Raw genomic sequence first — 25,200 nt, forward strand, 5'->3', positions numbered from 1 at the left:
TCCACCCAAGCTGCCAGCTGAGTGGGGAGGCATTGTTTTAATCATAGGTTGGCGCTTACCGGGCAATGGTGATGGTGCCCTTAAACCGCGTCTTGTTGGTAAACTCGATGAGGTAATAGTACACGCCTTCCGGCAGGCCGCCGCCGTCCCAACTGAAGCTGCGGTTTTGGGAGCGGTACACCTGGGTACCCCAGCGGTTGAAGATTTTGATGTCGCCAAACCGGTTATTGCAGAGGTCGGGCGGCAGCACGTTGCCGAGTTCAAACCGGTTGTTTTTACCGTCGGCGTTGGGGGTGAAAATATTGGGCGGTAGGAAAGCCGGGGAAGCCGGCCGCAACACTTCAAAGCGTACCGTCTGTTGCCGCGGCTGGGGCCGGCAGGTGCTTTCCTGCAAGGTAAACGTCACCTCCAGAGGCTGGTTCTCCAGGGCGGCGCAGGTGGCCTCCCAGCGGAAGGTGCCGGTCGCTTTGCCCCGGCCATCCTGGTGCGTAAACTGCATGCCCATGCTGGCCAGGTCCATGTTCTTACCGGCGGCCGTCATGGTCAGGTCATTGGGGTCGGCGTCGGTGCCCAGTAGGGTAGCCTCGTAGATGCCGCCCAGGGGCAGCGTAACAACTACCGGCGGCGCCTCCGGCACCGGGGAGGAAGTCGGGAAGGTAGAAGTGAGTTCCGGGGCCTCGTTTTCGTATTCTACCACAATGGGTATGACAAGCCGCTGAGTCTGGACGGCGTAACATTCCGAGGTGGACGTGAGCAGGAATTCAAATTCGTGCAGGCCCCGGTCGATGGCGGCGCACGGAACCGTCCAGGAAAAGTCTCCACGCACTTCTCCGGCGGACGTTGTAAGGCCGAGCGTGGCGCCCAGCGGAGCGGCCTCAAAGCCCAAGCCCCGCATGGTAAGGCTAAGCTGGTCCTGATCCGGGTCCTGGCCGATGGCGGCAAATTTCACCACGTCGCCGGGGTGCACCCGCAGCGGCAACTGCGCCGTAGTCAGTAAGGTGGGCGGCTGATCGGGCGGCGCGGCGGCGGAGAAGGCTACGCGGACAGTATCCAGCTTAGGCAGACTGCAGCCGTTGTCTGCTACAATAAATTCGAGCTGGTAGACTTTGCCCTGGGTATTGAAACACTTGGGAAAGCACACCGTGGAAACCAGCACATCGGGGTTGCCCGGCGAGCGGACAGTACCCGTCGTGACGGTGGGCGTGGGCAGCTTCTCGGAAAAGTTGACGGCCCGCATGCTTAACTTGAGGCGGGAGGCGGCATCCGGGTCGGTAAAACGCAGCTGAAAGCACCGGGCTTCGCCGGCTGCAAATGCCAGGGTGCCCGTGGGCGTGTGCGGCAGCACCTGGCCCTGGGCCTCTACCTGCAGCTGGGGTGCCTGGTTACGCGGACAATTGATGATGAGCATCTGAAAATCCCGGCGCACTTCCCCGATTTTCACCCCGTTGCGGTATTCCGAGCATTTGATGCCAAAAACGAACAGCCCCAGCTCCGTGGGGAGTACTTCCAGCCGGCCCGTCTGGGCATCGATGCGCAGGTTGGGCGTGCCGGGAATCTGCTTATCCTCGCTCAGGCCAGTTCGCCACCGCACGAGGGAGTAAGGGGCGGAGGCCGGCCGGTCGGGTTTGGGGTCCCCGGAGGTGCTGTGCCCATTCAGCGGCGTCACCATCTCATATACCAGCTGGTCGCCATCCGGGTCCTGGCCACCAAAATCATAGTAGAACAGTTCCCCTTTGCAAGCGTAGTCGCTCAGAGGGGGAAATAAACTGGGGCTGGAATTGCGGAAGGCTTCGCCGTTCGCCTGCACCACGCCCGGAAACTCTACGAGAAACGCTTGCCCGGCGGCGCCGGGGTTCTGAATGTTGGCAATTACCCGGTTGCGGCAGCACCGCTCCACGGTAGCATAGTAGCCATTGAGGCTGCGATACTGCTTGCGGTGCAGCACCAGCTCACGGGCGTATATCAGCCGCCGCGTGGTTAGGCTGGCATTTGAGCACGCAGGGTCTGAGTAATCAACCAGGGTATTCTGCAGCAGGGGCAGGGGCAACTCCTCCACGAAGCGGTTAGTGCCTTTCTCGTAGATAGCGGCCGTCAGGCTCTGATCCAGCGCCCCGGGGTCCCCATTCACGGCATCGAAATACACGACTAGGTTGAGCACGTACGTACTGTCCCGCAAGTGCTGCATTCCCATTTCGCCCCCCACAATATGTGTTGCGTAGCTGCGGCCCGGAAGTAGCAGCAGGCAGCAAGCCCACACCAGCAGTATCAGTCGAATCATGCCCTTGCAGTTGGTAGAATACAAAGCAAGATAAGAGGTTCCGCTGCTGGGTACACCATTGGTTTTTCAGAACCCAGAAAGTTTAGTGCGTATTTTGGCGGCACATATCCTGGATGTAATTCCCCTGCCCACCCATGAAACAAACCCTACTGTATTTGCTGGCCCTGCTGCTGCCTGCTCCCTTGGCCCAGGCGCAGCTGGCTACGCCCGCCCCCGCCACTGCCAATCTGAACGTTAGTACCGCCGACCTCTGCGCCGCTTCCCACGTGCGCCAGGCTCTGCGCCAGCCCGCCACCACGATTGCGCACCGCCAGCAAATGGACCGCTACGATGTGAAATACTACAAGCTGGATCTGAGCCTGGAAAACAACTCCCGCAACGTGGCGGGCCATACGTGGATGCGGGCGCGCAACGGCAACACCACGCTGGAGACCATGGCTTTCGAGCTTTTCTCTACTTACGTCATCGACTCGGTGGTAGTGAACAAGCAGAAGGCCACCAGTATCCAGCGGGCCAGCGGCGACGTAACGGCCACCCTGAAAACGGCTGTAGCCCCCAATACGCTCTTCGACGCGCGCATTTACTACCATGGTACGGCGCCTAATACCGCCAACCAAGTGCTGGCCGGCAATGCCCTGGATACCAGCCTGACCCCAGCCGGGACCAGCGTGACGTGGAGCCTGAGTGAGCCGTTCAACGCCTACGAGTGGTTTCCCTGCAAGCAGGTGCTCACCGACAAAGCCGACTCCTCGGATGTGTGGGTAACTACCTCCAAGGTGAATAAAGTGGGCTCGAACGGCATACTGGAGCGAGTTACGCCTATCTCCGCCACTAAGCACCGCTACGAGTGGAAGTCGCGTCACCCCATTGCCTACTACCTCATTTCGGTGGCCGTATCGCCCTACGTGGAGTACGTGAACTACGCCCAGCTGGCCAGTGGCCGTAAAGTGCCGGTGCTGCACTATGTGTATAACCAGAGCACGCTTGACGCCAATAAAACGGAAATAGACCGCACCCCCGGCTTTATCGAAAATTTCTCCAGCCTGATCATCGACTATCCCTTCGCCGACGAGAAGTATGGCCACTCCATGGCCCCGATTGGGGGAGGCATGGAGCACCAGACCATGACCACCCAGGACCGGTTCACCTTCACGCTCACGGCCCACGAGCTGTTTCACCAGTGGTTTGGCGACAACGTGACGTGTGCTTCCTGGGAAGATATCTGGCTGAACGAAGGCTTTGCTTCTTATGGGGAGTACCTGTCCCTGGCCCGGTTTTCCTCGCCGGCCGCCGCCCGCCTCTGGATGGACGATGCGCACACGCGCGCCATGGCCAGCGCCGGGGGCTCCGTACGGGTGCCCGATACCACCAGCGTGGGTCGTATCTTCAGCTCCCGGCTAAGCTATAAGAAAGGGGCCGCCGTTGTGCATATGCTGCGCTACCTCGTGCAGGACGACGCCAAGTTCTTCGGCGCCCTGCGCACCTACCAGACTACCTTCGCCGACAGTACCGCCCGCACCTCCGACCTGCAGAAAATATTTGAGGAGGCCACGGGCCGCTCCCTGACGGACTTCTTTGCCCAATGGTACGCTGGGGAAGGCTACCCCACGTTTGCGGCCGAGTGGAAGCAGGCCGGTGGCAACCTGCAGATTCGTACCACGGAAACCGTTTCAGCCCCGTTCATCACGCCCTTCTTCGATACCGAGTTGGACTACCGCATCACTACCAGTGCGGGCAGCCAGACCATCCGGCTGCGCCAAAGCAAGGCCGTAAGTGAGTTTGTGGTGCCCATCACTGGCACCGTAGTAAGCATAGAGCTGGACCCCAACCAGTGGGTACTGAACGGGGCGGGCTCCGTAGTGCGCAACGACAACCTGGTGCTGGCTACCCGGGGCCACGCGGCCACGCGGCCGGTGCTGGTGTACCCCAACCCGTGCGAGGAGTCACTGGCGGTGCAAGACCTGCCGGCAGGCCAGTGGCGGGCCGAAGTAACCGACGCGCTTGGCCGGGTAGTGGTGCGACAAGGAATATCGGCTACCCGGGCCCAGGTAACTACCCAGGCGCTGGCGCCTGGTCTCTACCACCTCACGCTCACGGCCGAGAAGGGGGATGAGGTACGCCGGGCTCGGTTTGTGCGCCGCTAGCACGCACAACTGCGCGCATGAAAAAGCCCGGCCTGTTAGGGGCCGGGCTTTTTTATGCGCGGTAGTAGCTTTTGATTCTTGCCTGGGTAGCCTCGGTGGGGGGCGGCTGGTTGAACACGGTATCCAGCAGTTCGGCAAAGGGACGGGGCGTAGTAAAAATTTCGTCCTGAAAGGGGTTGCTGAAAAAACGGATAAACCCCGGCTGCCCGTTGATGAGTACCAGGTCGACGACGACGTTGCCGAAATGCTGCTGGCAGCGCCCCGTGTGAGTGCAGCTGCGGGGCTTCGGCTTCAGAAAGTGCTTAAGAACCGTTTCCGTGTACTCCGGATGATGGCGCACACGCTGGTCGGAGGTAGAGGCATTGTAGCCCAGGGGCAGGGTTTGCTCGGCAATGTAATCGAAGAAGTGCCGGAAGTTGCCAGGCCCGATAGACGGGTCGTAAAACAGGATGGCGCCTTCCCGGCTATCCTCCTGCAGCAGCTGGACCCGCAGGCCCGCCCGCGAGAGGTGGGCTTTGCGAAAGTGGTAAGCTTTATAGTAGGGCTCCAGCCAGTTTAAGTACATCTGGTCCCGTACCCACTGCACATGGCGTTGCTCCTCCTTGGCCGTGCGAACCAGGGGGCGCCAGCTGTCGGTAGCCGGAGAAGGAAATAAACGTTGAAGGAAAGAAGACAAGGAGTAGCGTGTTTCCGGAAAAAACATGGAGTAGCTAAAATAGTTTCTATAATGTCAGTGTAACCTCGTGCACTTGCCCCCGTTTTACATTCTTCAACCTTTCCTGAGGAAGTAGTTATGGCAACAACAGTACGCTCCCGTCAGCAGCTAAAACGGGCCTTGCTGGCAGAATGTGTGCACCTGCAGCAGCAAAAAGTGCATCATGCCCAGCAGGCAATGGAACAAGCGCAGGAAAGTGCCAATGAGCAGCCCAGCGCCAGCGAAGACAAGTTTGAGTCGTTTCGGGAGGCCTGCCACATCCAGCGGGAGCTGTTTGCCCGCCACTGGCAGGAGGCGCAGCGCAACTTGCAGGTGCTGCAGCGCCTGCCCGACATAGCGGTGCCGGCTGGCAGCATCGGCCTGGGTGCCGTGGTGGTAACCAACCGGTACACGTATTTCATTGCCGTCAGTCTGGGCGAAATTCAGCTTGAGGGGGAGAAATACTGCGTGATGTCGCCTTTTTCCCCGTTGTTTCTGGCCATGGCCCCCCATGCCGTGGGCGACACCTTCTCGTTTCGGGGGCAGAGCTACTCCATCCAGGAGGTATTCTAGCGCGGCCGCCTCAGGGCAGGCGTTTCCAGCGGTGGGCACTACCGATGAAAGAGAAGCCGATGTAGCCTTTCACTTCCAGCACATCTTTCTGCAGCATGCGCAGGTTGCAGGAGTACGTGCGCCCATTCGTGGGGTCGTAGATACTGCCATTGGTCCAGCGCTCCTCGCCATCGTAGCGAAAATGCTGCATAATCACGAGGCCTTGCAGAGGTTTGCTGCGCCGCTCGGGGTCGGGGTTGTGGGCATCGGTGAGGGGCTGGCCCGTGGGTGTAGCCGCAGTGCGCAGCCACACCAGCTTACCGCATATTTCTTCTCCGCAGCGGTAAAGCTCCACGTGGGTTTCGCCTTGGTCATCGGCCCAGACACCGAGCGGGGAATACTGCTGCGAAGCAGCCGGCACCGCCGCCGCCACCCATAAGAGCAGAGAGAACAAAAGCGTTTTCACAAGCTGGCCGATAAAACGTGAGCAGACACCGGGTGGGCCCGCCAAGATAAAAAAATAGCGACGCCCGGGCAGAGCGTCGCTACGAAAATGGGGAAGGGAAGGTTCCCGGACTATTTCACCCGCGTCCAGTTCTGGGAGCGGCCAATCAGCGAAAAGCCAATGTAGCCTTTTACCTCCATGCTGTTGGCGCTATTCATTTTCATGTAGCAGGAGTACGTTTTGCCGCTTTCCGGGTCGTAAATTTTACCGTCGTCCCATTTGTTGTCATCATCGTACTCGAAGCCCTGCATGAACACGAGGCCTAAGCGAGGACGGTTCCGCAGCTTGGGGTCGGGGTTCTGGGAGTCGGTTTTGGGTTTGCCGGTTTTAGGGTCGTTAGGCACGGTTAGCGTTACAATCTTGCCACATAGCTTATTACCGCACTGATAGATTTCAAACGTGGCTTTTTTGTCCTCGTTGGTCCAAATACCTAGTGGGGACAGTTTCTGGGCTGAAGCCAGCGAAGAAAGACCTAACACCAGGGCCAGACAGAAGAAGAGTACTTTTTTCATGAAGAGGGGGAAGATGGGTTTTGGGGAAAATATAAGGAAACTCTACTACAACGTAAGCAAAAACCAGTGCTTTGCTGGGTGGGGTGTTTGCAAGTTTGGGACCAACCCTGCGCGCAGAGTCACTAGCCAAAAAAAAAGCTGCTGATCCTCAGGTGACTGTCCTTAAAATTGCATTAAGACCCTAAAAAAAGGCTATTTCGTTTTGAACCTTCGGGTGGGTTTTTAACTTTACCAATCAGTAGTGAGTACTACGGCTCCGGCCAAGCAGCCCTAAGGTGCTGGGAAGCGCGGTCGGGGAGATGTCGAACGTAAAGAAAGGAGGTACACAATGTCTAGTAGTCCCAAACAAATCCTGCCAAGCCTGTCGAATGTAGTCCGCCTCACCGCCGGACGCGCTTAACAACAGCTTTCGCGCGGAAAACAGCCCTATTTGGCTTTTTCCCGCATTCTGGCAAGGTCTTACACAAAGATGACGGGGCTGTACCCCAGACTCGCCGCTTGGTAAGATTTGAAGGATTAGATGCCCGGTTCGCCCAGCAGCCCTTTTGAAGGAACTGCATAGGCGGCCGGGCATCGTTCGTTTGTGCCAGGCTGCGAACTAGTGGCAGCTAATGGGAAAACCAAGTATCCAAGCCCTACAACACGCGCCGGATGGCCATGAAGCGCCGCTCATAGTCGGTGTTTTCCACTTCGCTGATTTTCACTCCCGACTCCCGGCGCGCCGATGACGAGTGAATAAAGCGAATAGGCTCCCCCTTTTTAGAAAGCACGATGCCCGCGTGCCCCGGGGTAATGGAGGTGCTTGCTGTGCCCGTAAACACCACAATATCCCCGCGCTGGGCTTCGGTGCGGGGTACTTCCCGGCCCGTAGCAATAAGTAAGGCGGTAGAATGGGGCACTATAATGCCGTAGCGGGCATACACATAGCTCACAAACCCGGAGCAGTCGAAACCCGTTTCGGGTTTGATGCCGGCGTATAGATAAGGCGTGCCCAGCTGCTGCAGGGCAAAGCGCACAATACTATCGGCTTTGGCCGGAGCCCCGGCGGGTAGGCTGGCGCGCCGCTTAGGGGGCGTAGCGAAGAAAAAGGCCGTATCAGTAGCCGCCCGGCGCTCAGCTACAACCTGTATCGGGGTAGCTTCCTGCAGCTGCTTTGGTGCTGACGTACGCCCCCGGAACAGCCAGGTGCCCAGAATGGCGGCAGCCAGGACGAAGAAAGCACTCCATACAATACGCATTGGGAAAAGGCCGCCGAGATATGACCGACTGCCTGCGTAACTAACGGCGCAGCTTTGCTGCGGGTTCGTAAAATGCCCTGCGGGGCAGGCATCAGGCGCGTAGGAGCTAAAAAAACCGCCTAATTTGCAACCCTGGCGTTCTGGTTCCGTCCGCTAGCCAATCTTCTCTCTTACCCTTTTTTCATGCTCCACCGTTTTCGCTTTAGCTTTTTCCTGCTCTTTGGGTTGCTGGTGCCCGCAGTAGCCGCGCTGGCGGCACCCACGCTGCGCTACACGCTGGCGATGCCGGCGCCCCAAACCCACTACTTCGAAGTTGATGTTCAGCTAAGTGGCTTCAGCAAAGCCTACACCGATGTGAAGCTGCCCGTATGGGCGCCCGGCTCTTATCTGGTGCGCGAATTTGCCAAGAACGTAGAAGGCTTTGAGGCCCGCGCCGGTGCCAATAAGCTGACCGTCGAGAAAATCAACAAGAACACTTGGCGCGTTTTTCACCCCAAAGCCAAGGACTTCAAGGTGCACTACCGCGTGTATGCCTACGAACTGTCGGTGCGGACCAGCTTCCTGGACGCCTCGCACGGGTACGTCAATGGCACCAGCGTATTCATGTACCCTGCTGAAAACAAAGACTTGGCCAGCACCCTCACCGTGCAACCCGCTCCGGGTTGGACGCAGGTGAGTACTAGCTTGCTGCCGGCCGCTGGGGGCGTACCTCTCACGTTCCGGTCTTCGTCCTACGATGAACTGGCCGATTCTCCCATCGAAATCGGTAACCAAAAGGTGCTGCAGTTTACGGCTAACGGTACCCCACATACCGTAGCCATGTACGGCGCCGCCCAATACGACGAGGGCCGCCTGCTGGCCGATTTGCAGCGGGTATGCGAGGAAGCGCACCGCGTGGTGGGCCAGAACCCGCTGGACCGTTACGTGTTCATCGTGCATAACATTGAGCGGGGCACGGGTGGTCTGGAGCATTTGTACTCGACCACGCTGTCGGTTTCGCGCAATGCCTATAGCACGGAAGCCGGCTACAAGGGCTTCCTGGGCCTCGTTGCCCACGAGTACTTTCACCTCTGGAACGTCAAGCGTATCCGCCCCGTGGCCCTCGGCCCGTTTGATTATGACCGCGAGAACTACACGCACATGCTGTGGGTGAGTGAAGGCTTCACGGAGTATTTCTCGAACCTGATAGTGCAGCGCGCCGGCTACAATACACCCCAAGGCTACCTGGCCGATTTGTCGAACAGCATTACGCGTGTGGAAAATACTCCGGGCAACAAGGTGCAGCCCGTATCTGAATCCAGCTTCGATGCCTGGATCAAGTACTACCGCCGGACCGAAAACTCCAACAACTCCGAAATCAGCTACTATGACAAAGGCGAACTGGTAGGTGCCATGCTGGACCTGATGATCATTCACGAAACCAAGGCCCAGAAAAGCCTCGACGACGTGATGCGCTACCTGTATACGCGCTATTACCAGCAGCTAAAGCGCGGGTTTACCGATGCTGAGTTCCAGGATGCCGTGGCGAAAGTGGCGGGCCGTCGTTTCGACGAGTTCTTCCGCACCCGCGTGTACGATGTGCAGACTCTGGACTATCAGACTACCCTCGGTTATGCCGGACTGAAGCTGGTGACCACGCCCGTGACGCAAGACGCAGCCCTGGGTGCCGAGTTTGGCACTACCGGCGGAAAAATCACCGTGCGCACCGTAGCCCGCGACGGCAGCGCCTGGCAAGGCGGCCTGAACGTAAACGACGAAGTGCTGGCTCTGGATGGCGGCCGTATCTCCGACGACCCCAACAAGCTGCTCACGGGCCGCGCCCCTGGCAGTGTGGTACGCATGCTGGTCGTGCGCGAAGGACGCGTGCAGGAAATTACTTTTCCCTTGCTGCCCAGCGCCGCCCAGCGCTACCGCATTGAGTCGGCTGGGAATGCCACGGCCGAGCAGCAAGCGGTATTAAACAAATGGCTGCCCGTACGGAATTAACGAACCACAGTCAATAAGCAAAAAGGCCGACTACGTAAGTAGCCGGCCTTTTTCGTGCCGCTTGGGAACCAATGGAGGAGCGGTTAAAGCGGCTGCGCGCCCAGGGCTGCGGCTACATTTACCCGGCCCCAGCCGAAGGAGGAGCTGCGGGCCGCGCGGTTGCTGCTGGCCGCTACCAGTCGTCCCATAATTTGTGTCCGGGTTTCGTTGGGGTACTGGGCCCACACCAGCGCGGCCATGCCCGCCATGCTGGCCGTAGCCACCGATGAGCCGCCCACGGTGGAAGGAGCATCACCACTCTGAGCCAGCGTTAAAGCGCGCAGGTTGTTGCTGCGGCGCTGCATCACCACGGTGAATTCCACGTCGGAGCCCACGTGGCACTCATCACAGCGCGTAGCCAGGTCGTCTTTTACGCCCGTTACGGCTACGGCCTCAGTAAGTGAGGCCGGGTAGATGACCCCAACCCAGCCCGCCGACCAATCAAAGGAAGTGCCCGCGGCGCAGAAAATAAGTTTTCCCTTGCCGTAGGCGTAGCGGATGGCTTCCGTCATCTGGGAAGAGGACGTTAGGCGCCCCATGCTCATGCTGATGATGCGAACATCCGCGCGGTTGGCGGCCAGCAGAAAGGCGTTGGCAACGCCTTGCACCTCGCGGCTGGCATCCAGGAAGACGTCCTCGGCGGCCCGGATGGTTATCAGGTTGGCATTGTAGGCTACCCCCACAGCGTTGCCATCCGTACCGCGCGGAGCCGCGGCTGCCCCGGCCATGCTGGTGCCATGTCCGCAGCCGTCGTTCGGGGTTTCGGCGCTGCCATAGGGAATGCCGAAGATGGAGTTGCGGGGCAGCGTAACGAGGCGTTCCACGGTGCGCCCCGAACTCAGGCCCTGGTTGAAGGGCGAGCCCAGGTTTTCCTGCGCATCGGAAGAGCCCGTATCAATGACCACCAGCTTGATGCCGCTGCCCGTGCTTTGGCTCCAGGCACTCCGGATACCGTGGTACTGGTCGGCCTGGTGCCAGGAGGACTTGCTGCCATTGCTCAACACAGTGTAGTCGGCGCCTTCCAGCAGCCCGGCCGTTGCTGTGTTGCTACCACAGCCGGAGGAGCTGAGGGTGGAGGCGGTGCCGCGCGCGGCGGCCCGGGTGCTGCCGGGCTCATAGCCCATGGGCTCGGCGTAGCGCACCAGCCCCGAGGCCCGCAACCGGCGGATGGTGCCAAGCTCCTGCACACGGACCGTGACAACGGGCAAGGCATTCGGCTCAAACACCAGCAGCTTTTCCAGGGTCAGGTCCGGCTGGGTTTTGCGTTCCTCGGCCAGAATAAGATCCAGCACCTGCTGACGGGCCGCCTCCCAGCGGGGGAGAAGGCGGGCATCGGCGGGCAGGCTGTGCGCCCCTTCCCGGCCCAGGGGCTGGTACCCCACGGAAAGCACGTGGTCGGAGCGCAGCAGGGCACTCCACACCACGTTGGCCGGGGCTTGGTTCCAGTTGTAGGATCCTGTTTTCCGGAGCTGCGTCCAAATTTCGTTGTCCAGCTGCTGGCTGGTCAGGGCCGTGGTGGGCTCGGCAGTGGGTTGGGGCTCGAGCCGGGCTTGGTCGGCCTCGTGCTGACAGCCGGTAAGCAGCAGCGCTACAAGCGCCGCAGGAGCTAGGGTAAGACTACGCATCATGGGGGTGGGTTTGGTTGAGAAGAGCGTTGAAAGAATAAGGGAAACAAAATCTTGCTTAAATTCAACTATAAACCGGTGTAACACTTTGGCATTTACGCCGGATACGCCCTGCCCAGCAGCCGAAAAAGCCCCGCTGACGCTCAGCGGGGCTTTTTCGGCATGCCTACTATGTATGGTTTGGGTACTACTGCACGCGCTGCAGCGACACTTCCCGCACCGGCGTAATCACCAGCGGCACCTTTTCTACTTTCACGGAGGAAGTGTCCAGCCCAAAGTACTTGTCTTCGGAGGCAATAAACTGCTTGATGTAGAAGTACGCCTGCATCACCAGCTTTTCCACCCAGGGAAAGTCATTTTCTACCGACAGGAATTTCTCCAGCACCACAAAGCGGAAGTCGCCGGTAACGTGCTGCTTGCTCAGGGATTCGTAGCGGGAGGTAATATCCACTTCCTTGTTGCGCACCAGGTCTTCCACCACTTTGCGGAAGTACAGGTTGATGCGCTGCTCCACCCGGAAACCCAGCCGGAAGGTGATGCGGAATACGTCGTCGGGAGCCAGCTCCGTCACTTTGTACTCCATGGTATACGGCTCATCCGTGGTATCCACGTGCACGAACCAGTAGATATCGGCCCGCTTGGGGCGCTTCTGGAAGATGGAGTAGATGATCTTCGACTCGATTTCCGACTGTCGCTCGGCCGAGGACATAAATACCAGGTGGGTGGCGTACTTGGAAATGGATTCGTCGTTGCTGAGCTCCTTCAGGGCGTCGATATACGGCTCAATCTTCACGAACTCCGTGAGGCGGCGCTTGATGAAGTAGGCACGCAGCCACACGTACATCACCAAAATCAAGCACAGGCTGATGGCTACCGACACCCAGCCCCCGTGCGGGAACTTGATCAGGTTGGCAATCAGGAACGAACCTTCAATCAGCCCGTACACCATTAGAAACAGCCCCACCAGGGGCAGGGGCACCCGCTTGGCCCGCAGCCACATGGACAGCAGCAGCGTGGTCATGAGCATGGTGATGGTAATGGCCAGGCCGTAGGCGGCTTCCATGTGCTCGGAGCGCTGGAAGTATAGCACCACGGCAATGCACCCGAGCAGGAGCAGGCGGTTCATACTGGGCACGTACAACTGGCCTTTTACATTGGTGGGGTAGTTGAGGCGCACCTTGGGCCACATGTTCAGGCGAATAGCCTCGGCCACCAGTGTAAACGAGCCCGTGATAAGGGCCTGGGAGGCAATGATGGCCGCAATAGTGGCAATGCCAATGCCGATGAGCAGAAACCACTCGGGCATGAGGGAGTAGAAGGGGTTGCGGCCGGCCAGCTTTTCACCGGCGTGGGCCATTAGCCAGCCGCCCTGCCCAAAGTAGTTGAGCAGCAGGCAAAGCTTCACAAACATCCAGCTGATGCGGATATTGCCCTTGCCGCAGTGGCCCAGGTCGGAGTATAGCGCCTCGGCCCCGGTGGTACACAGGAACACCGCGCCCAGCAGCCAGAACCCGCCGGGCGTATTTACCAGCAGGTTGTAGGCATAATAGGGGTTGGCGGCTTTCAGGATTTCCGGGTGATGCACAATACCGTATACGCCCAGCACGGCCAGCATCGAAAACCACAGAAACATGATGGGCCCGAAGGCTTTGCCCACAATCTGGGTGCCGAAGCTCTGCAGCAGAAACAGGCCGCACAGGATGGCAATAACGATGTACATGGTAGGAATGCCCGGGTACACCGCTTCCAAGCCTTCAATGGCCGAAGAAACGGAAATAGGCGGGGTGATGACGCCATCGGCCAGCAGGGCCGCACCGCCCACAATTGCCACGGCCGACAGCCACGCCCCACGCCGCCTTACCAGGGCATAAAGGGAGAATATGCCGCCTTCCCCGTTGTTGTCGGCGTTCAGCGTGAGCAGCACGTACTTGATGGTGGTTTGCAGGGTCAGCGTCCAGAGTACGCAGGAAATGCCACCGTACACCAAATCCTGGGTGATGACGTCGGGCACAATGGCTTTCATCACGTACAGCGGAGACGTGCCAATGTCGCCGTAGATAATGCCCAGCGCAATCAGTAAACCCGCCGTGGATATGGCGGAGTGTCCGTGTTTGTCGTTCATACGGCGCAAAAAGTGGAATAGGGGCTATGCGAAAAAGCGCCCAAAGGTAGGCAAGGAAGCCGCAGTGGTGCAGCACCTTTTCGGAAAGAACAGTAGAGGTTACTCGCCCTCAGGCGGGGAAGGAGGTAGTGCCGCCAGCCGGGCGGCCTCCTCGGCGGCCCAGGCTTCGGCTGCCGCCTGCGCGGCCTCGTCGTGGCGGGCTTGGATGCGGCGGTTGAGTTCGGCAATAATCGGGTGCCAGGATTCGGCGGCGCCGGGCAGGGAAAAATACGCGGCCTCCCGGGCCAGGCGGTACAGGCGCAGGCGGTTGGTACCCCGCTGACCTATAATAAAAAGGACTGCTCCCAGAACAAGCCCAAGGACGGCGGGCATGGTGCGCAGCCAGAACTGCAGGTACCCCAGCGCAACTAGCGTAAAGACAAACCCACCCAGCAGGTACCACAGCAGCCAGCGCACGGGCTGGAGCTCGGCCCGCTCCAGCTCCAGCAGCAGAAAAGTCTGGCTGTGTACGCGCACCCGGTCGTGGCTTAAAGTCAGCCGGCCATCGGGGCTATGCAGCTCTGGGGCACGGTCGGGCAGAGGGGTAGCAGTAATTTCCGGCTCAGACATGGCACGTGTAGGCCCCGGTTGGGCAGTGCTGGTAGTCGTCCAGCGCGGCGAAATGCCGCTTGAGCCAACCGGGGCCGAATACACTAGTTGTTTACTTTCAGCAGCTCCACGTCAAAGATCAACGTCGAGTCGGGGCCGATGTCGCGGCCGGCGCCCCGCTTGCCGTAGGCCATGTCCGACGGGATATAGAGGCGCCACTTCGAGCCTTCCGACATCAATTGCAGAGCCTCAGTCCAGCCGGCAATAACCTGGTTTACGCCAAACGTAGCGGGCTGCCCGCGCTGGTAGGAGGAGTCGAACACGTTGCCGTTCAGCAGGGTGCCATGGTAGTGCGTGGTCACCTGGGAGCGGGGACCGGGCTTTTTGCCCGAGCCTTCCGTCAGCACTTCGTACTGCAGGCCGCTGGGCAGGGTGGTTACGCCGGGCTTGTTTTTGTTTTCATTCAGGAAGGCTTCGCCTTCCGCTTTGTTCTTGCTCATGGCAGAGGGGTCTTGGTTATCGTCTTCGGCTTCGGCACCGCCAAACTGGGCTTGCAGTTGCTGCATAGCGGCTTCAATTTGCTGGGGGCTGAGCTGGCTGGGCTGGCCGGCCAGGGCTTCCTTCATGCTGGAAGCCAGCACGTCGACGTTCAGATCGAGGCCCTGCTCAGAGAAGTTGCGGGCCATATCGCGCCCGATGATGTAGCTGATTTGCTCTTTCAAGCCGGTCAGATCCATAGATTCACAAGGTTGTGCCGGTGTAGGCTACGCTGGCGGCTTCATTAGGCCAGGGCCGTCTACACGGGCGGTGAGTAAAACAAGTGCAAGCACCCCCGCAGAGGTACTTCGGTGTGAAGTACCGAAAACCGCTGAGAATGGATGCGGTTTTTTTTTCAGGCCCGGCGTAAGCTGCTGATTCTGACCAGCGGTTTGTTTGCCCGTAAACCAAACAAACCCCACGGTAGGTGGGGTTTGAGGCAAGCGGGGCGCAAAAGAGAGCTTAGCAGAAGTGAAGCTCTTCCTCGTCGTGCAGGTCAAAAAATAGGTTCAGGTCGCGTACCTGGGCAGCAAGCAGGCCCAACGAGCCCAGGCCTCCCAGCAACAACAGCGAAGAAACGGCGGCAGTGCTCTTTTTCATGGCAAGTAAGGTAGTGTTGTGTAAATCAGTTTGTTGGTTGCAAAGGTAATACGCAGTTGTGAATGAATTGTTATGCAAGCATACTTAATTTATGATGCGTGTCAGTAGAACGCTACTCCTTCGCGCTTACAAACAGAGCAATATTGCCATGCAATCTTACGCAGCCGGATAGTCTTGATTTTCGGTTAATACCAGCAGGGAATACCCTCCGAGGGTTTTGGTACAGAACTTCGGATGCACGGCGTAGAGTCCTTCCCGCAGCCAGTGCAGCACGTGTTCCTTGCGGGTCTTGTTTTTGTAGACCGGCTCCGTGTACCGCTTGGCAACAACCTTAAAGCCGTACTCAGCCAGCACGCTCAGGATAAAGTCTTCCGTGAAATTGTGAATATGGCCTACCCGGGCTTTTGATTCCAGCAGCATCTGCTCCCGCAGCAACGACCACACCGACATATCCAGCGGAATATGAAACAGGGTGTAACGGGCCTTGCCCACGATGCCGCGCAGAAAGGCGAAATAGTCGGTGAGGTGCTCCAGCACGTCGATGACCAGCAGCAGGTCGAAGGGGGCCGGGAGTGTAGCCTGCGTCAGGTCGAGGTGCTCGAAGCGCAGTTGGGGAGTGGCTTTTGGCTGGGCAATGGCCAAGGCATCCAGGGAAATGTCGTAGCCCACAAACTGCGTGGCCGGGGGCATGTGCCGGGCCAGCTGCACCAGAATTTCTCCGCTGCCGCAGCCTACTTCGGCCACCGTTTGGTAGGGAACCGGGTGGTGGCGCAGCAGGCTAAGTATCCGCTCAGCTTTAAAAGGAGCATCCTCCTCGTGCCAGGTGGGGTTGTGGGAGAGGTAGGTAGCGTCGTTGTAAATATCTTTCATGCTTGGCAGAATGGCCTGGCAAAGTACGGCAGCGCTCGGCACAACCAGGCTGGTTCTTGGGGGTACCCCGGAGGAAAGCTACGGAGGCCCCTTCTCCTTATCATCCCCGGCCGTGAGGGGCTACTTTATTGTATTGACTTCTACCCGGCGGTTGCGGGCGTCGGGAGAGGGGTAGAGGGGGCGGGCGTCGCCGTAGCCAATGGTGCTGACCCGCTCGGGCGCTACACCGGCTTTCACCAAGTAGGCTTTCACGGCTTCGGCCCGCTGCTCCGAAAGCACCAAGTTTTTCTCTGGTTCGCCCAGGCGGTCGGTGTGGCCGGCTACCTGAAGTTTGAGGTCGGGGCGGGCCAGCAGCTCCGCGGCCAGCTGGGCCAAGGCTGGCTGGGCCTCGGGCAGCAGCTCAGCCGTGCCCTGCCGGAACAAAACTGTGGGCAGCACCAGGGGTGTGGCCGAGAGCAGGGGGGCGGGGCGCGTAGTATCGGGAGCGGCCGAAGCTGGCGGCGACACCGGAGCGGGTGAAGGCGCTGGTGCAGGTTTGGGTTGAGTGGCAGCGGTACCGTTTACCCGCACGGTAATAGGCACTACCGCGCTTTCGGGGGTGCGGTAATAGCCCTGCACTAGGTAAAACGTGGTGGTTTTGCTGAGTTTGGTGCGGTAGGTGTTACCCGTGGTCAGGGGCTGTTTTAGGCTGGCGTCGGCGTACCAGCGCACGTCCCGGCCCGATACGCGAATGGTCGTTTGGGTGGCCGCGGGCACCGACGCTGCCGATTTCAGCTTCACCCGATACAGCGAGAAAGAGCCATGGTCGCAAGTGCCTACCGGGTCGTAGGTGGCGCGGCCGATTAGCTTTTCCTGGGCTGCGTCATACGTAAACGTGATGGCGCCTGCGCACCAGTAGCTAAAAGGCGTGGCGCCCGTTTCATTGAGCTTGCGCAGGTGTTCGAGGCGGAACCCGGTGGCGTTGGCAGTGGCCCGTACCTGAAAGGTAACGGTAGTGCCGGGCTTGGCGCCCACTTCCTGGTAGAGTACGCCAAACAGCCCGCTGCCTTTGCCCCGCTGGAGTCGGAGCACGGTTGGCCAGTTGGCCTCCGGGGTTTTGGCATCCACCTCCACGCCCTGCCAGATTCCCGTCAGATCCTGCCCGGTAGCCGTTCCCGCCAGCACCAGCAGAAGCATTAGTCCACACAAGAAGCCTTTCATACCGCTAAATAAACTGGATTTGGCCATACAGTCCAGCGCACTGACTAATGGAGCCACCCCACCGATAAGCGTGCTACGGCCGTTGTTTGGCTGTTTACGCGTCCAGCAGGCGGCGGTGGTAGTTTACCTGGCCGAGATGGTAAGCCAAGTGGGTAGCCAGGTGCACCAGAAAGTACTCCGTCGTCATGGGGGCATCAAACACCACCTGGGGGTAGATTTGCTGAACATCGGCTTCGGACAAGCGCCCCAGGCTTTGATCGACCAGCAGGCGGGTTTCAGCCAGTTGCGCCAGCAACTCCGCCCGGGGCACGTAGCGGGCCGAAAACTCCTGGCTGCGCTGGCGCACGTAGGCCGCCCCACCCAGCTCGGCGCCAATGTACGTTTTGAGGTTGCCTATCAGGTGCAGGCAAAGGTTGCCGGCTGAGTTGGCAATGGCTTTATCGATTAGCCAGAGGTTTTGCTCGTTCTGGTAAAGAGTCACTTCCTCTTGCAGGCGAAGTAAGTCCCGGCTGAAAAGCCGGCGTAACGTTTCGGTTAGCATGCTGCAAACATAGAAAAACCCAGGTAGGGCCAAGTCGCTGTATGCTTAATGAAAGAGGTAAGCTGCGGCGGAGCGAAGGGGGGAAAGGGTGTGGGGGCTAGCGGCTGAGTTAGGAGGGCCGGCGCAAATGCGCGAAATGCGTCCCATATCGGCCGGGAGCAAGTGTCAATATATGAATTGGAGCACCGGGCCACCGGCCGTTGGCGTGCTTTGGCTCACTTCCCGGTCACCATGGCCCATGAAGCCTGCTCCTGTTCTTTCTTCACCGCTTATCTTTTTTCTATGGTCCGTTTACTACGTTTTCTTGTTGAACCTCTCGTGCTGCCTCGCTGGTGGCAGGATGCGCTGCTGCTCTTGCCCCGGCTGGTATGCGGCTATCTGCTGGCCTTCGAGTTTGGGGCCGTAAAGTTCGGGCTGCCCTGGTCCCCGCCCGACCACAACCTGGGGCTGTTCGAAGTGGCCTTCTGGTTTCCCGGCGACGTAGCAGCCTACGGCGGACTCTTTGCAGTGCTGCCCGGCTTTTTTGCCTGGATGGGCGCCTTTAGTGAAGCCGTGGGCGGGTTGCTGCTGGCCCTGGGGCTGGGTACCCGGGTGTCGGCCTTCCTGATTATCTGCACCATGCTGGTCGCCATTTTTATGCAGCAAATTCAGCAGGGGATGTGGAACACGCTGCCCGCGGCTGGCTTTCTGTGGGCCGCTCTGCCCGGGCTGGTGCTGGGCTCCGGCCGCTTCGGCCTCGATTATATACTAGCCAAACCCCGCCGCCATGAACACGTCTAGACTTTCACTATGGCTCAGCCTGGGTTTTCTGTTGCCCGCCTGCGTGCAGCCCGCCCACAACAAAACGGTGGTATACTTGCTCGATGTGCGCGGTATCCCCAATGTGCAGCAGGTAGGCCTGCGGGGCCGCGACAAACCCCTTAGCTGGGACCAGGACCTGCCTCTCACACCAGTGGGGCCCGATAGTAGCCTCTACCGCACCGTGGTCACCACCCGAACCGGCTACTTGGTTACGGAGGTGCAGTTCACCGTTAACGGCGAGTTCGAGCTTCAACAGGCCGACAACCGCCGCATTGCGTTTGGTGCCCCCGGCGACACCGTGGTGTACCGCGCCCGGTTCAACGTAGCGGGCAGCCTCAAGCCGTAGCGTCGGAAGCGGCGGGCTGCTAAATCGCGCTAGTCCTGCTTGGCCCGATTGATGATGCGCCGTTCCCAGTGTTTCCGCTTGGGCGCGATGTAGCCGCGCAGGTGCTTTTCCATCACCATCACGGCGCAGGGTGCGGCCGCAGTGGCCCCAAACCCGCCGTTTTCCAGGTACACGGCTACGGCAATTTTGGGATTAGTAGCCGGAGCGAAGCCCACGAAGGCAGCATGGTCGTCGCCCTCGTCGTTCTGCACGGTGCCGGTTTTGCCAGCTACCGTAATGCCCACATCGGCCAGGCTGGAGGCGTCAGCGGTGCCCCCGCGCTGCATCACAGCTACCATGCCGGGAATGAGGGCCGCAAAGTGGGCGCTGTCGATGAGGGTATGGTGCTTGACGGTGAAGCGCGGCAAGGGGCCATGTTCTCCAACACGGCGCACCAGGTGCGGGGTGTAGTACCAGCCCCGGTTGGCTACGATGGCGGCCATGTTGGCCATCTGCAACCCGGTAAGGTTGATTTCGCCCTGGCCGATGCTGAGGGAATAGATGGAGCGGTAGGTCCAGCGGCGGGTGCGGCGGGCTTTATCGTAGTACGCGGGTGTGGGCAGGAAGCCGGGAGCCTCCCGGGGCAGGTCTACGCCCAGCACGGAGTCCAGGCCGAAGGAGCGCACGTAGCGGCGCCACTGAGCCAGGTTGAGGTGACGGGCCGCCACGGTATCCTGAGCCAGGGAGTCGGGCACGTGGTTGATGACGTTCTGCATCACCTGGTAGAAGTAGGGGTTGCAGCTGTATTTGAGGCCCGCCGTGAGGGTTTTGGCTTTGGGGTGGTCGTGCACGCAGCTCACCAGGGTCTGGTCGCAGCGGAAACCAGTAGCCGGGGTGATAGCGCCCAGCTGCAGGGCCACGGCCGCATTCACCAGCTTGAACACCGAGCCGGGCGGGTTGGCGAGCATGGCGGGGCGGTTGAGCAAGGGCATGTCTTCGTGCTCCAGCAGCTCCGCGCGGATGCCCGCCTGGTCGGGAGCAGTGATGGTAGAAGCCGGGTACACCGGCGCCGACACGTACGCCAGGATTTCGCCGGTGCGCGGGTCGAGGGCGACAAGGTAGCCCTTGCGCCCGCCCATCAGCTTTTCGGCGTAGGCCTGCAGCTTCACATCCAGGGTCAGGTGCAGGTCCTGGCCTTGCTGGAAGAGGGTGTCTTTCGCCCAGGAGCCGTGCTGCCGGCCCTGCTTGTCGAGCAGAGGGTGCAGATAGCCGCGGTGGCCGTTGAGCAGGCCGTTGTAGTACGTTTCCAGGCCGCCGTTGCGCAGGCGATAGAAGCGGCCTCGGCTGGTGCGCCGGGCCTGGCGCAGAAAAGGCTGGGCCTCGGCGTAGAGGTAGCCCAGGGCCGGGGCGCCGGCAGGCGAGGTGTAGATGCGCTGGCGGCGCTGGATGAGGGCAAGGGTGGGCCAGGCGGCGCTGTCCTGGCGCACCCGGGCCACCTCGGCCGTGGTCAGCCGCAACTGCACGCCAGCGCTGGGGTGGGCTCCGGGGTACGGCAGGGCCTCGGCCATGCGGCGGCGCACAGTGGTGGAGTCCCAGCCCAGCAGCACCCCCAGGGCCAGGGTGTCGAGGGGGTAGCGGCGCGGCAGCTTTAGCAGAAACTGGGAGCGGGTATCCACCAGCACCGAGTCGTGGCGGTCGAGAATGCGGCCGCGCTGGGGCAGATCGGGCAGGATGACGCGCTTAGCCGTGTAGCGGATGCTTACATCCTGACTTGCACCGGGTATGTCCGTTGGCTGATCGGGGGACGAGCACGCCGTTAGCGCCAGTAGCAGCGCTACCAGACTATTTCCCCACTTCGAGATAACCGTACGCATGCAGTAAAGCTATACAATTGCCGGATGGTGGAGCCGGGCGTTAACCCTGGGTGCCGCTTTTTACCTGGGGCATACTGCTGGGCGAGAAGGAGCGAGGCTACTATATTTGAGGAGCTGCCGGAAGGCTACGCTGATTTGCACATTTCGATCTGACCCATTTGGTATGAAAAAACTCAAGCCACTCCTGCTGGGCCTGGCGCTGGGCACGCTCGGCGCATGTGTTGGGTTCTGGGGTGCCCGCCACGGCCTGAAGCTGTCCGCCACGAGCCACTGGAGCAAAGGGCAGGTGCTGGGGTTGCTGGCCTTGCTGCCGGTGGCGTGGCTGGTGGCCGTAGGCCTGCACGAGCTGGGGCACGCCCTAGCCGGGCGCTTGCAGGGCTTCCGACTACATTGGCTGACGGTGGGGCCGCTGATGTGGCGCCGCCAGCCCTCGGGCCGTCTGCGCTTTGAGTGGAACCTCAACCTGAACATGGCCGGCGGCCTGGTCCTGAGTGTGCCACCCGACGACGTGCGGCTGCGCGAGCGGTTCCGGGTGTTTACGCTGGGTGGCCCGCTGGGCAGCTTGTTCTGGGCGGCACTGGCGCTGGGGGTATTTACTTGGCTGCCCGTGTCCAGTCAAAGCACCTTGCCGGCCGTGGCTGTGGCCCTGAGCGGAGCCATTTCCCTGCTGCTGTTTGTTTTCACGATGCTGCCATTTCAAGCCGGTGGTCTTGCTAGTGACGGAATGCGCCTGCTCAACCTGAGCCGCCCGGGCACGAAGCAGGAGCTGGAAGTGGCCATGCTCACGGCCACCATTCGCAGCATGGCTGGGGTGCGCCCCCGGGAACTGAGCCGCCCGGCCCTCGAAGCCGCCGACGCCCTCCGGGTAGAGCATCCCTACAAAGCCTACGTAGCGTACTACCTCTACCAATACCACCTTGACGCTGGCGACCCGGCCGCGGCTGGGCTGTACCTGGCCCGCTACCGCGCCCACCTGGACCAGCAGCCGGTGGCCCTGCAAGCCAGCGGCTGGCTGGAGGCCGCGTTTTTCAGCGCGGCCTACGAGCACGACGCCCAGGCGGCGCGCACCTACCAGTCCCGGGCTGTGGTCAATGCCCACACGCCCACTGAGCAGCCGTTTCGCGTGGAAGCGGCGCTGGCCCGCCTGGAAGGTAACGTGGAGCAGGCGCGCACCCAGGCTGAAGCTGCCCTGCGCGAGCTGCCCCGCACCCTAAGCCAGGGTAGTGCCCGCCTCTACGAGGACTGGCTGCGGGAGACGCTACGCTGGGCGGAGCAGGCAGCTGACGGTAAGGGGTAGAGCTGAACGTTTAGCCTGGGACCAGAGGCGGTGTAACCCTGGTTGGTTGCGTGTGGGCTTAGGCCAATGCAAGGCTTACACCAGCACCATGCTCAACCCCAGCGCCCCCACCAGCCCCGCACCAATGATCAGGCTATAGAGACCAAGCAGGAAAACGAACTTCAACGCGGTTTTCAGCCAATTCTGCTGGTAAGCCTTGCGCAGGGCCACGGCTAGGTAAACAGCTAGCAGGGGCAGCACCAGCAGGACGGCCTTGGAGGGGACGTGGGCAAACAGGCTTAGCACCATCATCAGGGAAAACAGCAAAAAGGCAAAGCAATGCACGTGGATGGCGAACATTAGATGGGCCAGGTAGTACTGCTTGCGGCGCACATATAGCAGCTTCAACAGAAGCGCAAACACGGGCATGAGCACGAACATCATCAGCGAAATACCGCGTACGAACTGATGGGAAATATCCTGCTCCGACGACTGCATCACGCGCCGGCCCTGCCGCGCTATAAAACGCCCCAGAAACGAAGGTTCCTGGCCGTGGCGGCGTAGCAGCTCATCGAGCTGGGCGGAGGAATATTCTGGCAGCTCCCGCCATTCCTGCGGGGTGTAGAGTATGCCATTCCACCGGCGGTAGTCCACAGTGTCGCTGTTCACATCGGTATTCACGATGCCGTTGAGGACAGATACGTGCCGAGTATTGCGCAGCATGCGCTTGACCTGGACGGAATCAGCAGAGGCTAGCTGGCCTGCCAGGCGGATGGAATCGGCTCGGTACTGGATGCTGGTCTGCCGGACTCGTTGGCCCAACGTGCGTATTTCGCCGTGCTCGGGGGCGTGCAGGGCCACCGAAAGCAGCAGGAAAAACACAAAGCTGATGAACACATACAGGCGCACGGGCGGCACGTAGGCCACGCGCTTGCCTTCCCAGAAATGGCGCGTGAGGGCCCCCGGCGCAAACAGCAGCTGACGCATAGTGCGGAACACCTTGCCATCGAAGTGGAATAGGCCTTCGAGCACTTCCTCGGCTACGTGCCCAAAGGAGAGGTCGAGCGGATGGTTTTGCTGGCCGCAGTCGGGGCAGTAGTTTTCGGCAGCCTTGAAATGGTGGCCGCAGTTGGCGCAGGAGGAAAGCTTGTGGGCGGAGTGCGCCATTGCAAAAGCAAGTAGGAGGCTAGAGAGAGGCGCAAAGTAAGCACCCGGCCTTAGCATTCGGGACTTGGCTACACATTTTCCCAGGTTAAGCTTTGGGGCCGGGCAGAAAGGGCCGAGTTGGGCAGGGCTGAGGCGAGCACAAGACGGCCCTAGCCGTGAGCGAAGCCGCCGCTGCGCAGGCCACCGAAGTTACCACCCGCTACGCCCAGGTAGCCGGGGCACGGGGCGGCACTGCCAAGCGCACCAAAAACCTGACGGAAGACGCCAAAAAAGCAAAAAATGAGCTGATGGAGCTGCTGCCGGCCCTGCTGGGTCCGCTCAGCCGCATTGCCACCCGCCTGCCGGACCACGACCTGCTGGCCTCGGCCACGCTCAGCAACAAGCAGCTGCGCAAGCTCCGGCCCCTGGCCTTTACGGGGGTGGTGAAGGCCATCCTCGACAGCGCCGCCCGCGCCGATGTAGCGCCCCTGCTCACGAAGCAGGGCCTCACCGCTACCGTCCTCAAGCCCCTGCGCGACGCCCTCACGGCCTTCCAAACAGCCCAGCCCGCCACCCGCCAAACCATCAACGAGCGGATAGTAGCCGGCGCCGCCCTCGAAGATCTGCTGTCTGCCCTCATGGACGAAGTGCGCCAGCTCGATGCCGACATGAAAGCCTTCAAGCTGCTCAACCGCCCACTGTACGAAGGCTATGTGCAAGCCCGCAAGCTGGTGACGACGGGTGGGAAAGGCGGGAGTGAGGAGGTGAAGTAGATGGATCCTGGCGCGAGTTTAGGCATATACTGGCGCGAGTTTAGGCGTAGCCGTAACTCGTGCCCCGCTATGACGTGGAGGTTGTACCTCCACTGCCGCGCCAGCGGCAACCCCGGAACCGCGCCCCCTGGAATCGTTCGGGCGGCGCGGTTGTGGTTTTGGCAGATAGGCGTAGCGGGGTGGGGACCTGTCGTCCGGACGGCTGAGGCACAGCCTCCCTTCATGGGCATGGGCCGGCACGAGTTACAGCGGCACCTAAACTCGCGCCAGTACATACTACTCTATCAATAGAATATCAAGCATGCCGGGCTGGCTGGCATAATCGCGGGCACTGCTATACAGAAAATCTTCGGGCACATCCACGAAGCCGGCTACTACCGGGTTGCGGTGCAGGTAGTCGAGGCGTTGGCTGCGAAGCGCATTGGAATAAAGTTCGATAGGGTGGCTGTCCTGCTGCCAGAACTGGTAGTGCTCGTTGTGAGCGTTGCGCTGTCCGGCCCGCTCAAACAGCCACAGCATCCACTCCCGCCGACTTTCCTGGCCGTTTTTCTCAATAGCCTTGAGGATGGCTTTGGACGTATGACGCTTCAGGTCGCGCAGGATGGAGGAGAGGTTGGCGCTTTCACTGCTGATGATGAGGTGGGCGTGGTTGGTCATCAGGCACCAGGCGTAGATTTCCAGCCCTTTGTGCTGCTGGCAGTAGCTCAGACTATCCACGAAAATATCGTTGTACACGCGCCGCGTAAACACGTCTATCCAATTGACGGTAGCAAAGCTGACGAAATACAGCTGCTGCGAATCCCGGATCTTATATTTCTCGCTCATATCTCCAAGATGCACGACTGGCGCGAGTTTAGCGCAGCGTAACTCGTGACCAGCCATGCCGGGAGGCTGTGCCTCCCCCGTTAGAACGACCGCGCCGCCCAAGTTGCTTCAGGCGGCGCGGTTCGTATGTGCCGCGTTGCGGCAGTGGA

23 protein-coding genes are annotated in these 25,200 nt (G+C 60.4%); 7 read left to right on the forward strand and 16 right to left on the reverse strand.

Translation table 11 applies throughout. The annotated features are described in order from the left end of the window. Window positions 1–55 precede the first annotated feature (55 nt). Window positions 56–2,278, reverse strand: a complete 2,223-nt coding sequence (locus tag FY528_RS13780) for a T9SS type B sorting domain-containing protein (protein ID WP_149071602.1) — start codon at window positions 2,276–2,278, stop codon at window positions 56–58. Between the two features lie 134 nt (window positions 2,279–2,412). On the opposite strand from FY528_RS13780, the gene FY528_RS13785 reads away from it, so the two are divergent. Continuing rightward, window positions 2,413–4,422 (forward strand): M1 family aminopeptidase, encoded by a 2,010-nt coding sequence (locus FY528_RS13785; protein WP_149071603.1) that lies wholly within the window; start codon window positions 2,413–2,415, stop codon window positions 4,420–4,422. Between the two features lie 52 nt (window positions 4,423–4,474). Here the strand turns inward: FY528_RS13785 and FY528_RS13790 are convergent, their stop codons facing one another. Then, window positions 4,475–5,098, reverse strand: coding sequence for a hypothetical protein (locus FY528_RS13790; RefSeq protein ID WP_149071604.1), 624 nt, complete (start codon window positions 5,096–5,098; stop codon window positions 4,475–4,477). A gap of 117 nt (window positions 5,099–5,215) precedes the next feature. Between FY528_RS13790 and FY528_RS13795 the strand changes: the two genes are divergently transcribed. After that, entirely contained in the window at window positions 5,216–5,689 is a 474-nt protein-coding gene (locus tag FY528_RS13795) for an ATP synthase subunit B family protein (protein WP_149071605.1), read from the forward strand. A gap of 10 nt (window positions 5,690–5,699) precedes the next feature. On the opposite strand, the gene FY528_RS13800 is transcribed toward FY528_RS13795, so the two are convergent. The 3 genes from FY528_RS13800 to FY528_RS13810 all read right to left on the reverse strand — a co-directional run bounded on the left by FY528_RS13800 (window position 5,700) and on the right by FY528_RS13810 (window position 7,923). Next, on the reverse strand, window positions 5,700–6,134 hold the full coding sequence (locus tag FY528_RS13800; protein ID WP_187632121.1) for a DUF2147 domain-containing protein: 435 nt from the start codon (window positions 6,132–6,134) through the stop codon (window positions 5,700–5,702). 110 nt (window positions 6,135–6,244) lie between these two features. Continuing rightward, on the reverse strand, window positions 6,245–6,685 hold the full coding sequence (locus tag FY528_RS13805; RefSeq protein ID WP_149071607.1) for a DUF2147 domain-containing protein: 441 nt from the start codon (window positions 6,683–6,685) through the stop codon (window positions 6,245–6,247). Between the two features lie 635 nt (window positions 6,686–7,320). Further along, window positions 7,321–7,923 (reverse strand): C40 family peptidase, encoded by a 603-nt coding sequence (locus FY528_RS13810; protein ID WP_149071608.1) that lies wholly within the window; start codon window positions 7,921–7,923, stop codon window positions 7,321–7,323. Between the two features lie 183 nt (window positions 7,924–8,106). Between FY528_RS13810 and FY528_RS13815 the strand changes: the two genes are divergently transcribed. Continuing rightward, window positions 8,107–9,909, forward strand: coding sequence for a M61 family metallopeptidase (locus FY528_RS13815; protein WP_262383998.1), 1,803 nt, complete (start codon window positions 8,107–8,109; stop codon window positions 9,907–9,909). A gap of 83 nt (window positions 9,910–9,992) precedes the next feature. On the opposite strand, the gene FY528_RS13820 is transcribed toward FY528_RS13815, so the two are convergent. The 8 genes from FY528_RS13820 to FY528_RS13850 all read right to left on the reverse strand — a co-directional run bounded on the left by FY528_RS13820 (window position 9,993) and on the right by FY528_RS13850 (window position 18,031). After that, entirely contained in the window at window positions 9,993–11,576 is a 1,584-nt protein-coding gene (locus tag FY528_RS13820; protein WP_149071609.1) for a S8 family peptidase, read from the reverse strand. 184 nt (window positions 11,577–11,760) lie between these two features. Continuing rightward, window positions 11,761–13,695, reverse strand: coding sequence for a KUP/HAK/KT family potassium transporter (locus FY528_RS13825; RefSeq protein WP_149071610.1), 1,935 nt, complete (start codon window positions 13,693–13,695; stop codon window positions 11,761–11,763). A 99-nt stretch (window positions 13,696–13,794) separates the two neighbouring features. After that, on the reverse strand, window positions 13,795–14,304 hold the full coding sequence (locus tag FY528_RS13830) for a hypothetical protein (RefSeq protein WP_149071611.1): 510 nt from the start codon (window positions 14,302–14,304) through the stop codon (window positions 13,795–13,797). Between the two features lie 83 nt (window positions 14,305–14,387). After that, the gene (gene bamJ, locus FY528_RS13835; RefSeq protein ID WP_149071612.1) at window positions 14,388–15,020 is read right to left on the reverse strand and encodes a BamJ family beta-barrel-assembly machinery protein; all 633 of its coding nucleotides are present in this window, start codon (window positions 15,018–15,020) and stop codon (window positions 14,388–14,390) included. A 262-nt stretch (window positions 15,021–15,282) separates the two neighbouring features. Next, a complete protein-coding gene (locus FY528_RS21275; RefSeq protein ID WP_168683140.1) occupies window positions 15,283–15,420 on the reverse strand; it encodes a hypothetical protein in 138 nt (45 codons plus the stop codon). 156 nt (window positions 15,421–15,576) lie between these two features. Continuing rightward, on the reverse strand, window positions 15,577–16,290 hold the full coding sequence (locus FY528_RS13840) for a class I SAM-dependent methyltransferase (RefSeq protein ID WP_149071613.1): 714 nt from the start codon (window positions 16,288–16,290) through the stop codon (window positions 15,577–15,579). Window positions 16,291–16,410: 120 nt separating this feature from the next. Further along, entirely contained in the window at window positions 16,411–17,490 is a 1,080-nt protein-coding gene (locus FY528_RS13845) for an OmpA family protein (protein WP_187632122.1), read from the reverse strand. Between the two features lie 94 nt (window positions 17,491–17,584). Next, window positions 17,585–18,031, reverse strand: a complete 447-nt coding sequence (locus FY528_RS13850; protein ID WP_149071615.1) for a DinB family protein — start codon at window positions 18,029–18,031, stop codon at window positions 17,585–17,587. Window positions 18,032–18,349: 318 nt separating this feature from the next. Between FY528_RS13850 and FY528_RS13855 the strand changes: the two genes are divergently transcribed. Together FY528_RS13855 and FY528_RS13860 are read left to right on the forward strand one after the other, a co-directional pair. Next, window positions 18,350–18,811 (forward strand): DoxX family protein, encoded by a 462-nt coding sequence (locus tag FY528_RS13855; protein ID WP_222931818.1) that lies wholly within the window; start codon window positions 18,350–18,352, stop codon window positions 18,809–18,811. Continuing rightward, window positions 18,798–19,178 (forward strand): hypothetical protein, encoded by a 381-nt coding sequence (locus FY528_RS13860; protein ID WP_149071617.1) that lies wholly within the window; start codon window positions 18,798–18,800, stop codon window positions 19,176–19,178. Before FY528_RS13855 ends, FY528_RS13860 begins: the two co-directional genes overlap by 14 nt. Before the next feature lie 29 nt (window positions 19,179–19,207). On the opposite strand, the gene FY528_RS13865 is transcribed toward FY528_RS13860, so the two are convergent. Continuing rightward, window positions 19,208–21,031: a peptidoglycan D,D-transpeptidase FtsI family protein gene (locus FY528_RS13865; RefSeq protein ID WP_149071618.1), complete on the reverse strand. Its 1,824-nt coding sequence runs from the start codon at window positions 21,029–21,031 to the stop codon at window positions 19,208–19,210. A gap of 163 nt (window positions 21,032–21,194) precedes the next feature. Between FY528_RS13865 and FY528_RS13870 the strand changes: the two genes are divergently transcribed. Beyond that, window positions 21,195–22,328 carry a M50 family metallopeptidase gene (locus tag FY528_RS13870; protein ID WP_149071619.1) on the forward strand — a complete coding sequence of 378 codons (1,134 nt, stop codon included), beginning with the start codon at window positions 21,195–21,197 and terminating at the stop codon, window positions 22,326–22,328. 75 nt (window positions 22,329–22,403) lie between these two features. Here FY528_RS13870 and FY528_RS13875 read toward each other — a convergent pair whose 3' ends face one another. Further along, the gene (locus FY528_RS13875; protein ID WP_187632123.1) at window positions 22,404–23,474 is read right to left on the reverse strand and encodes a DUF3667 domain-containing protein; all 1,071 of its coding nucleotides are present in this window, start codon (window positions 23,472–23,474) and stop codon (window positions 22,404–22,406) included. 155 nt (window positions 23,475–23,629) lie between these two features. Here FY528_RS13875 and FY528_RS13880 point away from each other — a divergent pair, with 155 nt between their 5' ends. Then, window positions 23,630–24,226 (forward strand): hypothetical protein, encoded by a 597-nt coding sequence (locus tag FY528_RS13880; protein ID WP_149071621.1) that lies wholly within the window; start codon window positions 23,630–23,632, stop codon window positions 24,224–24,226. 276 nt (window positions 24,227–24,502) lie between these two features. On the opposite strand, the gene FY528_RS13885 is transcribed toward FY528_RS13880, so the two are convergent. Then, the gene (locus FY528_RS13885; protein ID WP_149071622.1) at window positions 24,503–25,051 is read right to left on the reverse strand and encodes an REP-associated tyrosine transposase; all 549 of its coding nucleotides are present in this window, start codon (window positions 25,049–25,051) and stop codon (window positions 24,503–24,505) included. Between the last annotated feature and the right edge of the window lie 149 nt (window positions 25,052–25,200).

The organism is Hymenobacter lutimineralis, from assembly GCF_008271285.1.
Classification (GTDB): domain Bacteria; phylum Bacteroidota; class Bacteroidia; order Cytophagales; family Hymenobacteraceae; genus Hymenobacter; species Hymenobacter lutimineralis.

Coding starts and splice junctions, on each gene's coding strand:
- FY528_RS13780 (WP_149071602.1), bottom strand. CDS start 2,278: ATGATTCGACTGATACTGCTGGTGTGGGCTTGCTGCCTGCTGCTACTT.
- FY528_RS13785 (WP_149071603.1), top strand. CDS start 2,413: ATGAAACAAACCCTACTGTATTTGCTGGCCCTGCTGCTGCCTGCTCCC.
- FY528_RS13795 (WP_149071605.1), top strand. CDS start 5,216: ATGGCAACAACAGTACGCTCCCGTCAGCAGCTAAAACGGGCCTTGCTG.
- FY528_RS13805 (WP_149071607.1), bottom strand. CDS start 6,685: ATGAAAAAAGTACTCTTCTTCTGTCTGGCCCTGGTGTTAGGTCTTTCT.
- FY528_RS13810 (WP_149071608.1), bottom strand. CDS start 7,923: ATGCGTATTGTATGGAGTGCTTTCTTCGTCCTGGCTGCCGCCATTCTG.
- FY528_RS13815 (WP_262383998.1), top strand. CDS start 8,107: ATGCTCCACCGTTTTCGCTTTAGCTTTTTCCTGCTCTTTGGGTTGCTG.
- FY528_RS13820 (WP_149071609.1), bottom strand. CDS start 11,576: ATGATGCGTAGTCTTACCCTAGCTCCTGCGGCGCTTGTAGCGCTGCTG.
- FY528_RS13825 (WP_149071610.1), bottom strand. CDS start 13,695: ATGAACGACAAACACGGACACTCCGCCATATCCACGGCGGGTTTACTG.
- FY528_RS13830 (WP_149071611.1), bottom strand. CDS start 14,304: ATGTCTGAGCCGGAAATTACTGCTACCCCTCTGCCCGACCGTGCCCCA.
- bamJ (WP_149071612.1), bottom strand. CDS start 15,020: ATGGATCTGACCGGCTTGAAAGAGCAAATCAGCTACATCATCGGGCGC.
- FY528_RS21275 (WP_168683140.1), bottom strand. CDS start 15,420: ATGAAAAAGAGCACTGCCGCCGTTTCTTCGCTGTTGTTGCTGGGAGGC.
- FY528_RS13840 (WP_149071613.1), bottom strand. CDS start 16,290: ATGAAAGATATTTACAACGACGCTACCTACCTCTCCCACAACCCCACC.
- FY528_RS13845 (WP_187632122.1), bottom strand. CDS start 17,490: ATGAAAGGCTTCTTGTGTGGACTAATGCTTCTGCTGGTGCTGGCGGGA.
- FY528_RS13850 (WP_149071615.1), bottom strand. CDS start 18,031: ATGCTAACCGAAACGTTACGCCGGCTTTTCAGCCGGGACTTACTTCGC.
- FY528_RS13860 (WP_149071617.1), top strand. CDS start 18,798: ATGAACACGTCTAGACTTTCACTATGGCTCAGCCTGGGTTTTCTGTTG.
- FY528_RS13865 (WP_149071618.1), bottom strand. CDS start 21,031: ATGCGTACGGTTATCTCGAAGTGGGGAAATAGTCTGGTAGCGCTGCTA.
- FY528_RS13870 (WP_149071619.1), top strand. CDS start 21,195: ATGAAAAAACTCAAGCCACTCCTGCTGGGCCTGGCGCTGGGCACGCTC.
- FY528_RS13875 (WP_187632123.1), bottom strand. CDS start 23,474: ATGGCGCACTCCGCCCACAAGCTTTCCTCCTGCGCCAACTGCGGCCAC.
- FY528_RS13885 (WP_149071622.1), bottom strand. CDS start 25,051: ATGAGCGAGAAATATAAGATCCGGGATTCGCAGCAGCTGTATTTCGTC.